Origin of the sequence: Spirosoma sp. KUDC1026 (genome assembly GCF_013375035.1) — a bacterium.
Taxonomy (GTDB): domain Bacteria; phylum Bacteroidota; class Bacteroidia; order Cytophagales; family Spirosomataceae; genus Spirosoma.
Map to the genome: position 1 here is coordinate 3,516,818 of NZ_CP056032.1, position 13,268 is coordinate 3,530,085.

The following is a 13,268-nucleotide window of genomic DNA, read 5'->3' on the forward strand; positions in this document are numbered from 1 at the left end:
GAGGGTCAGGTTGCAGAACGGTCTTTCGGCAGAACAATCGAAGCCAGCAACTGGGTTAGCGTCTCCAGATCGACCGGTTTGACCAGGTGTCCGTCGAAACCAGCCTCCTGACTCAGCCGCTTATCCTCATTCTGTCCGTAGCCGGTCAGGGCGATCAGGATCAGGCTGCGGCCCCAGGCCTGTTGCCGGATCAGCCGGGCCGTTTCGTAGCCATTCAGGCCGGGCATTCCGATGTCGAGCAGCACCACTTCCGGCTGTTCGTGCTCGGCAGCCGCTATTGCCTGCTCACCGCTGTAGCTTACGGTAGCGGTATAGCCGCTTAATTCCAGTAGCATGGCGAACGAATCGGCCGCGTCCTGATTATCGTCCACGACCAGCATACGTCGTTTCGTTGTGGCCGACTCGATAGGGCTTGGCTGGGCAGCAGAACCTTCGTTGATGCTGGATAGGACAGGCAAGTAAACCAGGAACTCGCTACCCTGCCCAAGGCCTGGGCTCCGGGCTTCCACCCGCCCCCCGTGCAGCTCAACAAGTCGTTTAACCAGCGTCAGACCCAGTCCCAACCCGCCCTGCGTACGGGCGAGTGAATTGTCAACCTGCGCAAATAATTCAAAAATACGCTCCAGCTGATCACTCGCGAGGCCGATGCCGTTGTCGCTAACCTGCAGGCGGGCCATTACGTCCGCCCCCTGCTTCACCTGGTCTAACCGGACCCAAACGTGACCACCTTCGGGGGTATAGCGGGCGCCGTTGGTCAGTAAATTGGTGATAACCTGCGTCAGTCGGGTGGCATCACCCTGCAGGTAGATCAGCTCATTCGATGCGGAAACCGATAACTCAATCCGGCGCTGCTCAAAGAGGGACTGCATGACCACCACCGTCTCCTGGAGTAGGAGGTTCAGATCGAGCGGTTCCAGCCGTAAGGTAATCTTTCCCCGGTTAATCCGGCTCACATCCAGCAGATCATCGACCAGCCGAACCAGGTGATCGACCTGTCGATTCATCAGGGTGATGGCCGCGCTCATCGTTTCGTTCTGGCCGGCACTCAGGCCCAGCGTTTGCAGGGTGTTGCGGACGGGAGCCAGCGGATTGCGCAGTTCGTGGGCGAGCATAGCCAGAAACTCGTCTTTCCGCTGGTCCGATTCCCGCAGGGCTTCTTCGGCCCGTTTGCGCTTGTCAATGTCGAACATTACGCCACTCATGTGGGCTGCGCTACCGTCGATTTCCTCCACCACCCGCCCGTAACCGCTCATCCACCGCTGCGAGCCGTCGTCCAGCAAGGCGCAGAACTCCGCATCAAACACACCCTGACTGGCAATGGCCTCCTGCAACTGTAGGCTAATCCGTTCCCGGTCATCGGGATGTACGTGATCAAAATAAACGCTCGGGCTAACGGGATCAGGCTGGGGTTCCATGCCAAACAGCCGAAAGTGCTGCTCGTTCCAGATTACCTCGTCAGTTGCCAAGTTCCAATCCCAGGTGCCCATCCGGGCGGCTTCGATGGTGAGCCGGAACCGTTTCTCCGACTCGCGCAGGGCTGCTTCGGCGGCCTTGCGCTGGGTGATGTCGCGGGCTACACTCGACACGCCGATAACCTGTCCCTGCAGATCTTTCACCGGTGAGAGTACGACTTCCAGCGCCAGTTTCTGACCATCTTTCGTGATTCGAACGGTTTCATGCGTTTCAATGCGCTGCGACTGTTTGATTTTTTCAGCTAGATTTAATAACTCACTAAGGTCCTGGGGCAGCGTCAGCATCCCCAGCGACTGCCCAATGGCTTCAGCGGCCGAATAGCCATACAGAGTTTCGGACGCTTTGTTCCAACTGGTGATAACACCCTCAAAATTGAGCGTGATGATCGAATCCTGCGATGATTCGATGATGGAAGCCAAGAAATAGTTGGCTTCCTCAGCGGCCTTGCGCGAGGTAATATCGACGAAGGTCAGCACAAGGCCATTGATGCGGTCATCGGTGGTTCGATAAGGCAGCACGCGCATCAGATACACGCGCCTGTCGGTAGTTCTTACTTCCCGTTCCACGGGTTGAAGTGTCGCCAGCACCTGTTCCGTATCCCCCAGCAGGTGGGTATTGACTAATCGGTTGGTAATGTCGGTTAGTGGCCGCCCGAAATCCGTGGGGATCAGATTGAAGATTTCCCGCGTGGCCGGCGTAAACAGATTCACCCGTAAACTGCGGTCCAGAAACAGGGTGGCCATATCAGTCGAGTTAATCAGGTTTTGCAGGTTGTCGCCCACCAGTGAAATTTCTTCCACTTTTACTTTCAGCTCCTGATTAACCGTCGTCAGCTCTTCATTGATCGACTGAAGCTCCTCCTTACTGGTTTCCAGCTCTTCGGCCGACGAACGCAGTTCCTCGTTGATGGCCTGTAGCTCTTCGTTGGTCGCTTTTAGTTCTTCGGCCTGTAGTTCGTGGTGCTCATTGGCCGACCGTAACTGCGCTTTGGCCCGAATCAATTCTTCCTCCAGGTGATGGGCAACGGGTTCAACCGAGGTGAGCACCCGGTCTGGTTCGACATCCTCCTCGGGCGTAGGTTCAAAGAGGACCAGCATAAACCCGCGCGCGGAATCGCCCTCGCCAATGACCGGACGCACGTGGATAGTCAGCGTCTGGATTTGATTGTCCAGCTGAAGTTTGAGCTGGCGTACCGCGACATTCATTTGCTGCTGACTGGCCTGGTAGAACGCCGTGCGCAGTTCCAGCCGCAATTCGGGCCGGATGAGCTTCAGCAGATTTTTGGACGGTTCGCCCCCGCCAATCTGAAGGTAGCGCCCCGCCCGTTCCGATACGTGCAGAATATCATATTCGTCATTCACAATAATCGACGGAGGGGCATACTGTTCCAGTAACCGCTGGTGCAACTCCCCGTAACTCAGCCGTACGTTTGGGCGCTCGTCCACCCTGGGGGCTGGTTCGGGTGCGGTTTCGCGCTGGGAGGCCTGCAACGAACTTGACTCGGGTACGGGAAAAGAGCGTGTCGGTACGGAGCGGCTTTGGAACAGGTGCTGTTCCCGATTCACCGGCGCAAACAGATCGCTGGTGCCGTCGGTGGTTTCAGACAAACCCAGCAACAGGTAACCGCCGGGATTCAGGGCAAAATGAATGGTTTCCAGCACCCGCTGCTGCGCGGTCTGATTCAGGTAGATGAGCAGGTTGCGGCAACTCACTAGGTTCAGCCGGGAAAAAGGCGGGTCTTTCAGCACATTGTGGTACGCAAACAGGACCATCTCCCGAATTTCCCGGCGGATGCGGTACTGCTCGCCTTCGAGGGTAAAAAAGCGACGCAGGCGCTCAGGCGATACGTCGGCGGCATCGTTGATGGTGTACAGCCCTTCGCGCGCGATGGCAATGGCAGTCTGATCAATGTCGGTGGCGAAAATCTGCACGCGGGGTGCATCCAGCACATCCATCGTGCGTTCGGCGCAGAGCATGGCCAGCGAGTAGGCTTCTTCACCCGTGGCACAGCCAGCCACCCAGATGCGCAGGGTATTATCCTCTCTTTTTTCGTGGGTCAGCAGCGGAATCACCTGCCGCTCCAGGGTGGTAAAGACGGGTTTATCACGAAAAAAGTTAGTAACCGAAATCAGCAGATCGTTGAGCAGTGATTGGGTTTCATCGGGGTGCTCCCGCAGAAAGGCTACGTACTCGGGCAGGCCCGGCAGGTTACGGACGTTGATCCGGCGCTCCAGCCGACGCAGCAGCGTGGGACGCTTGTAATTGGAAAAGTCGTGGCCGGTGCGCTGGCGTAGTAGGGCAAACACGTCGCGCAGGGCCTGCTGCTGGTTTTCTACATCTTGCCGGGGTTCCAGGCTGATAACGACGGTATCCCGATTCTGGGCGTAGGCCAGCAGCCGGGCCGGAATCTGGGCTACGGGCAGAATGTCGTCCACCAGCCCGGTGGCGATGGCGTGGCGCGGCATTTCGTTGAAGGCAGCCTCGCGGGGACTCTGCACAAAAGCCGCCCCACCTTCTTCCTTGATCCGCTTGAGACCCATGGAACCGTTGGCGCCCGTTCCCGACAGGATCACCCCTACGGCCTGGGCCCCGTGGGATTCGGCTAGGGTGCGAAAGAAGATATCCACCGGTGCCCGCCGGTCTTCGATGCGTGCATTGGGTAAGACGAGGATATCCCCATCGGCCATTTGCAGGTGCTTATCGGGGGGGACTACGTACACATGATTGGCGACGACCGTTACCCGTTCCTCCACCCTGATAACGGGAATACTGGCCACGCTCTGCAGGATTTGGGTAAGCTGGCTGTCATAATCGGGGGAGAGGTGTAAAATAACGACGTAGGCCAGGCCGGAGTCGGCGGTAACGGGCTTGAAAAACTGGGTTAGCGCTTCCACACCGCCCGCTGAGCAGCCGATGCCGACGATCAGAGACTGACCCGGAACGGTCTTGTTGGTTTTTTGTGACGCTGTTTTTTTCTTACTCACTGGATTCGGTTGGGCTGGTTATGGGTGGGGTATTAGGAGTACGTCGTTCCTGAAGCCGTTCTCTGTCGGCTGTATCGGTTTCGGATTGAGGAAAACTTTCAAGACTCAATGGTTCCTGCGCGCGGATGGCCTGCCGAATGAGTTCTCCCCGCCGAAGAGCCTCCTGGGCTTTCTGGAAATAAATACCGGCCTTCCTGGGCTGATTGGCGTCGGCCAGTTGGTCGCCAAGCCGGTTGAGTAGAATCACACTTTCGTCTACCCCGCGTATAGCTCCGTACAGGCTATCCTCGATTTGCTCCGTGATGGCAGCCAGCAGTGTATCGGCCGAGTAGGCATGGCCGGTATGGCAGCGGAAGCGGGCCAACGGGCCCTCTTTAAGTTGCGTCAGTACGCCGTGGCACTCCGGGCACGCGTAGCGGCTGGGTTGACCATACTCGGACAGGTTCAACCCCAAAGCCGTCTCGTCGGCGGCAATACGAATTTCTGTTTTTGTTTTTTCATTCTCTTCCATAGAAACCTGTGGCGTTTCTGAAACGTGTTCGCCGGTTAGCTGAACTAGCTGCGTAGTTAATTGGGCTACGGGAAGAACATAATCGACGGCTACCTGGCGGATGGCATTCTCGGGCATGGCGGCAACGAGGGCTTCCTGGGGGTCCTGTACCAGCGCCAGCCCACCCCGGTGTTTGATGGCCCAAAGGCCCGCCGTTCCGTCGTCGAGTGCCCCGGATAAGAGCACCCCCATGACCCGGTTGCCATACGCGTAAGCGGCTGACCGAAACAGCGGGTCAATGGCGGGCCGGAAGCGGTTTTCCTTGGGGCCGTGGGTAACGCGGACGTGGCCGTTTTCGATCAGTAGATGGTGATCGGGTGGCGCTACGTAAATGCGGCCCATCTGAACAGGCTCGTTGTCGTAGGCATGGGCAACGGGAATGGTGGTAAACCGGCTCAGTAGCTGGGGTAATACGCCACGAACGGTGGGCGCCATGTGCCAGACGATAAATAGGGCTGCGTCCAGATCCGGGGGTAAGCCGGCCATGAGCTGTTGGAAGGCCTCGATGCCACCGGCCGATGCACCTACCACAATAATATTTCGTTTTTCCATCCGATGCGTGTAGGTTGGTAACCCGGCCAATGTAACCGATTAAAGCGGATTTCAACCCGTTCTTAATCTATGTACCCGATCCGAAGCGTTCTTTCGCTCACGAATATACTGAAAGCGTAGTTGAAAGATTGCCTTCGGCGAATAGGAAAGGGTGGGCTTCCAACAAGTCAATCCGCACTTCGGCTTATTCGGCAGGGAAGCCAATGTATCAAAAAAAAGCGAGTCATCAGGAAACTATTGTTATATCGGCCATCGATCAGGTGTATCCCTATGAACCGTCATGTTGGGTACTGACGGGCATCCTGGTTTTTCGCGGACCGGCAAGTCTACTTTTGGGCCCGCTTCTGAGTTTATAAAGGGGTAGTCTGGTCTTTTTCCGGCCTACACAAGTCCTTTTCGCCAATCCTTCCACTCCGTTCCATCCGTTTATTGCCTATCCGTATAGAAGCTGGGCTACGGGTTCCGTCGGTCTTCTGCCAAACTTGTACGACCTAAATTCGTTAACTTGTTACGTACGCGCTAATCCTTCCACTATGACCGGCGATCCGACGCCCTTTACTCCAGACGACACGACTGCCGAAAATAAACGGCTGGCCTTTGCCCTGCAGGCGGCTGGGGTGGGTACCTGGGATTTGGATATTACGAATCAGCAGGTCTGGTGGGACGACTGTTGCAAACGCTTATATGGATTTGATCAGGCGGATGTGGTTCCTTATCAGCAGGTGCTTCACTACATGCACCCTGATGACCAGGTGCGGGTAAACACTGCAATCCAGTGGGCGCTCAATTCAGAATCGGACGGGCAGTATGATATCCACTTCCGCATTCATCGGGTCGATAATGGCCTGCTGCGCTGGCTACACTGCCAGGGTAAAGCCTATTTTAATGCCGATCGCATGGCCTACCGCTTTTCGGGTATTGCTCAGGATGCGACCCAGCAGAAACTGGCTGAATCGGCGCGGCAACTGGTGGGGCAACGCTTTCAGGCCGCTTTTGAGAAGGCGGCTCTGGGCATCGTCATTGCCACCCCGGACGGTCAGATACTTCTGGTTAATGAAGCCTATAGTCAATTGACGGGTTATTCCGTCGAGGAGTTGTACCGGCAGAACTACAAACAATTTACCCATCCTGACGACCTGCCCGCCAATGAACGCCTGATTGACCAGTTGGGCCGGGGCGAGATTCCGTTTGTCGACTTTGAAAAGCGCTATATCCGTAAAGATGGGTCGATCTGCTGGGTGCGGGTCAATATCTCTCAACTGGTCAACCAGGAGCACCAGATTGATGGCCTGATTGCCATATTTCAGGATATTAATGCTGAGGTAGCCACCCGGCAGCAGGCCGTCCGGAGCGAGCAACAATTGCGGGCCATGATCAACGAACAGGAGGTGGTCCAGCAACAATTGACGGAAAGTGAAACCCGCTTCCGCTCCCTGGTTGAGGAGTCTCCGGTAGCCATGCTGGTTTGCATAGGCCCTGACATGCTGCTGACACAGGCCAATGAAAAAATGCTGGCCCTTTTTGGCCGTGACCAGACTATTATTGGCCGGCCCATCATGGAAGCCATTCCTGAACTGCTCGCTACTCCGCTGCTGGGGCAATACCGGCACGTAGTAGCCACCGGCGAAACGCACACCGAATTGGGCGCTCAGATACTTCTTATGAAAGAGGGTCAACCCTACATCGGCTACTATGATTACATTTACAAGGCCCTGCGGGACAGGAGCGGAGCCATAGAGGGAGTTATTTGCACCGCCGTCGAGGTAACAGAGCAGGTTATGGCCCATCAACGCATTGAAGAAAGCGAAGCGACCCTCCTTAATGCCATTGAGCTGGCCGAATTGGGAACCTGGAAAATAAACGTTGCCACGGGTGAAATAATCTACTCCGAACAACTGCAAACCTGGCTGGGCGTTACCGGTGCCGTGCTGGGTGGACAGGCTTCGCCCCGGGTTCATCCCAAAGACCGTCAGCGCATCAGTCTGGCCATTGAAAAGGCATTGGAGAAAGGCGGCACGGGGCGATATGACGAGACCTACATCATCACAAACGCGGTTACCGGGCAGGAGCGGGTTATTCATGCCAACGGCCAGACCTTATTTGATGCCGGGGGGAATCCCTTGTTTCTGGCGGGCACGGCTCAGGATGTAACCCTCCAGCTTGAACTCCAGCTGGCGCTGGAACAGCAGGTGCAGCAGCGCACGGAAGAACTGACCGCCAGCAACAACGAACTGGAGGCAGCGAATCAGGAGTACGCTGAGTTGACGACTAAATTGCAGGAATCGAACGGGTTGCTGCGTCGTTCCAACGAAAATCTGCAACAGTTTGCCTACGTAGCCAGCCACGATTTGCAGGAACCCCTGCGTAAGATTCAACAGTTCGGTGACCTCCTGAAAACGCGCTATGCTGACTCCACGGGCGATGAAGGGGTCTATCTGGATCGGATGCAGTCGGCGGCCAGCCGGATGTCAACGCTCATTAAAGACTTGCTGAATTTCTCCCGCATTTCGACCCAGCGGGACACGAGCGCCCCCGTTTCGCTTCAGACGATCGTGGAAAACGTGCTTACTACGTTAGAGTTTACGATTCGGGAAACCGGCGCCCGCATACAGGTTGGAGCCCTCCCCACCTTGTCCGGTGATGCCTCCCAATTAGGGCAGCTGTTTCAGAACCTGCTGAGTAACGCGCTGAAATTTCGCCGGGCCGACACGGTGCCCATCATTCTTATCCAGGCTCATCGCGTGGACGCCGGGGACTTACCCGCTTCGGTGCAATTAAGTCGAGTGGTTCCGCAGTATTACCACATCCAGGTAGCCGACAACGGAGTTGGCTTTGACGAAAAATACCTGGACCGAATCTTTCAGGTCTTTCAACGGCTGCACGGTAAGAGCGAATTTATCGGAACGGGCATTGGTCTGGCCATCTGCGAAAAAGTGGTGACCAACCACGGCGGAGCCATTACCGCCAGCAGCCAGCCGGGTCAGGGAGCAACCTTCGACGTGTACCTGCCGACTGACTAATTCAGTAAATGATACTACACGTCCTACTGGACACGCGTAAACTCACTACGCTAAAGTGCTACTAAAACCGGTAGTAAGTTACGGATAATATGACCACCATCATGTTTCTGGCTGATGGTGGTTAGTAGCTGTCGAATCGAAGTCATAGGTCAGGGGATGTACCATGGATAGCTTTGCTATATCTGGTCAACTGCTATGAAATTCAAGATACTGCCCTCTCCTTCCAAACAGCCCCTGAGCAACTTTACAGACTTCTACGATACGTATGCCCCGACTCTTTGGGGACTTATTTTACTCGCTAACCTGCCTCCATCTGAGTCCGAAACCATTTTAGCAAATACCCTTCTCAAGGCCTGGGAACAGATTCAGCAACCTGATTCCATCGACAACTATTGTTTGGCGAATATCCTGCGGATCGCCTATATCGAAGGCTTGCCCATAAGTCCGGCCCTGGCAACGGCTATCCGGTCGGGCACCGGTTGATTGACCCAACTATATATCAGTTGTTCAACTGTGAACCATCAGGTCCGGTAATGATGGTGGTCATAGGTAGCAGGAAGTTGTCAAGCCTACTTTTGCTTGCTACAACGGCCCCGATTAGTCATGGTCAACCATGGCGCTATGCAGTTGCCGAATCGGTTCGTAATACGCCGAAGCATAAGCTCAACACCCTATAAATACGTATGGCAACGACAACCCCACTGGACCATCTACGGTCTGTTTTTAACCCGTCAGCGGTTAATGACCTGGCCCGCAGTCTGAATGAAAATAAGGCAAGTACCCAGAAAGCAATCGACGGATTGCTGCCCACCGTCACGGCGGGGGTTATGAACCGGGTAACAGACAGAGAGGGGTCTACAACATTGTACCAGCTACTGACGAATACGCCTTTTGCCACCGAACCAACCATTGGGGAACTGGTGGATACCAGCAGCGAGCGTCAGAAAGCCGCCGAATCGGGTAACGACCTACTCAGGAAATTATACGATCAGCGGGTTCACCAGGTCGCTCAGGAAACAAGCCGGTACAGTGGCGTGAGTCTGGGGTCGGCTACTACCCTGACCGGGCTGGTTGCTTCGGTGCTGATGGGCTTTTTGCACCGACAGGTCGTAAGCAACAATATGACCGAAGCGCAACTGGCCGCCATGCTCAACAGCGGAGTCGATGCTACCCGGTCGGTCACGCCGGTTGTGTTTGGCCTCCCACTGGCCTGGTTTATTGGTACGGCTTATACGGCCCCCACACCAGCGGTTCCCGTTCGGGAGGATGCCGCCCCGAGCGGTGGATTACTGTGGTGGCAGTGGCTGCTGATTGCCCTCGGCCTGATTCTGCTGATTTTGTTGTTGCTACGCGCCTGTGGCCCGGATAAAACCACTGCTGACCAGGCCGACCAGCCGGTGTTGGTGGCGCCTACTGATACCTTAGCCAGCGATCTGGACGGTAACGGGGCGGATTCGGGCCTGGCTGCCGTACCCGACGTAAAAGTGGGCGTTGATCTGCCGGGCGGACGAAAAGTAAACGTGGCCGAACGTTCCTTCAATTACGCCCTGATTCAGTATCTGGCTGCCAAAGACGGCCAGTACCCAAGGGTATTTGCGTTCGATAACCTGACGTTTGAACCCGGTTCGGCCCGCATCACGGCCGAGTCCCGGCCCAACGTAAACGACCTCATCCAGATCATGCAGGCCTATCCCTCGCTCCGTATCCGCGTAGAAGGCAACACGGATAACACCGGTACCGACGCCCAGAATGACGCCCTGTCCGGCGAGCGGGCTGAAGCGGTCAAACAGGCCCTGGTGGCCGGCGGTATCGAGCCGGTTCGCGTAGCTACGCGGGAGCGGGGTGATAACATGCCGGTAGCCACCAATAAAACGGAGGCCGGGCGCGAACAAAACCGCCGGATCGACGTGGTCGTTCTAAGTGTGGACGTTCCTGCTGCCGGGCCAAAAGTGCGCGTGGCGGTTGATGCACCCGGTGGACGTAAGCTCCTGCTGACTGATAAAGCCTTTACGTATCAGCTGGCCCGGTATCTGGCCACCAAAGGCAGCCGGCCTAACAAATCGTTTCTCTTCGACGAACTCCGATTCGAAACCAACACCGCCCGGATTACCCCGGATGCCCAGGCCGAAGTCAACGACCTGGCCCAGATTATGAAAACGTACCCAACGCTGCACATCCGCATCGTCGGCTATACCGATAGCGTCGGTCCTGAATCGATCAATAAACCCCTTTCGGCCGCCCGGGCTACCTTCGTCAAAGACGCGCTGGTTAAGGAAGGCATCAGCGCCGACCGGATTACAACCAGTAATGAGGGGCAGGATGAACCCATTGCGACTAATCAGACAGCCAAAGGACGGCAGCGAAACCGGCGCGTCGAGATCGTTGTGACCCAGTTGTAAAAACCGCCGTTCCGGTTTTTCATCAGAACCGGAACGGCCATACAGCCTGTAAACGGGCACCAACTGATTTTTGGGGCCTTTCCCATGGCTGCTCCGTATAACCTGGCGGCAACGAGCTGTTTCGCTGGCTAACATCAGCATTGATAAACGTACCGATGCTGCCCGGTGAGTAGTCGCTACGACGCAGCCGGTTTAAAAACAGGTGCTGACCTTACATCCATCATAGCGTATAGTGATAACGCTCATAGGGTGGTTAATTTAGGGAAATTAGTTTTGCCACGGCTTCACCATCATTCAGAAGATAAATGCTCATCGGCATTCTATCTCACTCACAGGATTTACCTACGCGTTCCTGACCACCAGCCAGCAGGGGTTTCACTACCTTAAATGATTTGACGCATAACCGTATGCGCCCATACCGGTTGCTTTCTGATTTACTCAATACGCTATGAAAGCCTAATTACTGCGTAAAGGCCAATGGCAGGATGGCCTGGTTTTTCTGCCTTACTCAACTGAATAATCAATACGTTATGGAAAGAGCAGTAGTATACCCCGACAGCCCGACCCGGACGGGTTTTATGAAACGAATTTCCTGGAGCGCCGTTTTCGCCGGTGTGCTGGTAGCCATTGTGACCCAAATTCTCCTGACCCTGCTGGGCCTGGGCATCGGCCTGGGCACGATCGACCCCGTTGAAGAGCGCGACCCGATGGCGGGTTTGGGCATCGGTAGCGCCATCTGGTACATTGTCAGCAGTTTACTTTCGCTGTTTATCGGCGGCTGGGTGGCCGGTCGGCTGGCCAGTACACCCCGCTCGTTCGACGGTATGATTCACGGCGTACTGACCTGGTGCCTGGTGACACTACTGACCATTTATTTCTTAACTACGACGCTGGGCAGCATCATTGGCGGAGTTGGGCGACTGGTGGGCGGCATCGTCAGGACGGCCGGATCGGGGATTGCCGCTGTCGCTCCCGGTATCGGTAACGCCGTTCAGGACCAGCTTCAGGCGAACGGAATCGATCTGGATGATATGAATCTGACGGACCTGAAAAACGAGGTCAACACCATGCTGCGTCAGACGGGCGATCCGGCTCTGACTCCCAACGCGCTGGAGCGTAAGGCGAATCAGGCAGTCGATCAGGCCGGCAATGCCGCTGACGATGCCGCAGCCAATCCACAGGCCGCCGACGACATTGCCGGCAACTTTTTCAGCCGACTCTTCAAGCAGGGGCAGGCAACAGTCAATCAGGTTGATCGGGAGGACGCTGTCAATGTCGTGATGAAGCGGACTGGTAAAAGCCGGGCCGAATCAGAACAGATTGTCGACAACTGGATCAATACGTACCAGAAGGCAGCCGCACAGTTCAGTCAAACCACAGCCGAAGCGGGTAACAAGGCCCGTCACATTGCCGACGATGCCGCGTCTGCCGCGTCGAAAGCAGCGATATACGGCTTTTTCGGGCTGTTGATTGGCGTAGTCGCGTCGGGCTTTGGTGCCAAACTGGGCACCGATTCCAAAGACGACTACAATGCGTACGACCGTCCGGTTCAGGAAACGGTACGATAGAAAAGCGGTTCGAAAAAGGGGGGCTTTCCAACTGGATCAACCAAACCTGGTGGGAGAAGCTTGAGTCCTTCCCCGCCCTTTCCCTGACGCAGACACTCATTCAGGACATTTGGTTGGTTGATGTTATCCTGACACATCCATATCCATGCTGTTGGGTCAACGCAGCCTGTTACCGATTATGCTATGATTCCTCAGAAACCAACCAACGAACCGGGTAACGAAACGTTGAACGCTGCTGACCCGGCTATTCCATCACAGCGCAGCGAGGCCGCGTTTCTGACGATTCCACTGATCAGCGAACAGCTTCAGGTCGGCAAACAGGTCGTTGAAACGGGCCGCGTTACGCTCACCAAAACGGTTCAACAGCACGAGCAGGCCGTTCAGATTCCTCTGCTTCAGGAAGAGATAGTGGTCGAGCGCGTGATCGTCGATCAACTCGTCGATGCGGCTCCAGCAGTGCGGCAGGAAGGCGATACAACGATTTACCCGGTACTTAAAGAAGAGATTGTTGTGCTGAAACGACTGCGGCTGGTGGAAGAAATCCGGATTACCAGACGACAGTCTGAAATAACCGATACGCAAACGGTTTCGCTCCGGGAGGAAGCGATAACTATCGAGCGCACGGCGTTACCCTCAACCGAACGTCCCGGGTGAACCGACGCCTTTACAGCGTCGGTTCACCCGTGGTTATACGTTACCCTAATTCATTTCTTACCCGTAAA

7 protein-coding genes are annotated in these 13,268 nt (G+C 55.7%); 5 read left to right on the forward strand and 2 right to left on the reverse strand.

The genetic code is table 11. From position 1 onward, the window contains the following. Positions 1–5: 5 nt before the first annotated feature. Positions 6–4,457 carry a CheR family methyltransferase gene (locus tag HU175_RS14735; RefSeq protein WP_176567320.1) on the reverse strand — a complete coding sequence of 1,484 codons (4,452 nt, stop codon included), beginning with the start codon at positions 4,455–4,457 and terminating at the stop codon, positions 6–8. Next, on the reverse strand, positions 4,450–5,559 hold the full coding sequence (locus HU175_RS14740; protein WP_176567321.1) for a chemotaxis protein CheB: 1,110 nt from the start codon (positions 5,557–5,559) through the stop codon (positions 4,450–4,452). The genes HU175_RS14735 and HU175_RS14740 overlap by 8 nt, the downstream gene beginning before the upstream one ends. 533 nt (positions 5,560–6,092) lie before the next feature. Here HU175_RS14740 and HU175_RS14745 point away from each other — a divergent pair. From HU175_RS14745 to HU175_RS14765, 5 genes are all read left to right on the forward strand, one after another. Beyond that, positions 6,093–8,579 carry a PAS domain S-box protein gene (locus HU175_RS14745; protein ID WP_176567322.1) on the forward strand — a complete coding sequence of 829 codons (2,487 nt, stop codon included), beginning with the start codon at positions 6,093–6,095 and terminating at the stop codon, positions 8,577–8,579. Positions 8,580–8,774: 195 nt separating this feature from the next. Further along, positions 8,775–9,062 (forward strand): hypothetical protein, encoded by a 288-nt coding sequence (locus tag HU175_RS14750; protein ID WP_176567323.1) that lies wholly within the window; start codon positions 8,775–8,777, stop codon positions 9,060–9,062. A gap of 200 nt (positions 9,063–9,262) precedes the next feature. Further along, positions 9,263–10,978, forward strand: a complete 1,716-nt coding sequence (locus HU175_RS14755; RefSeq protein WP_176567324.1) for an OmpA family protein — start codon at positions 9,263–9,265, stop codon at positions 10,976–10,978. A 530-nt stretch (positions 10,979–11,508) separates the two neighbouring features. Then, positions 11,509–12,546, forward strand: coding sequence for a YrzE family protein (locus HU175_RS14760; protein WP_176567325.1), 1,038 nt, complete (start codon positions 11,509–11,511; stop codon positions 12,544–12,546). Between the two features lie 183 nt (positions 12,547–12,729). Continuing rightward, positions 12,730–13,200 carry a YsnF/AvaK domain-containing protein gene (locus tag HU175_RS14765; protein ID WP_176567326.1) on the forward strand — a complete coding sequence of 157 codons (471 nt, stop codon included), beginning with the start codon at positions 12,730–12,732 and terminating at the stop codon, positions 13,198–13,200. Positions 13,201–13,268: the final 68 nt, after the last annotated feature.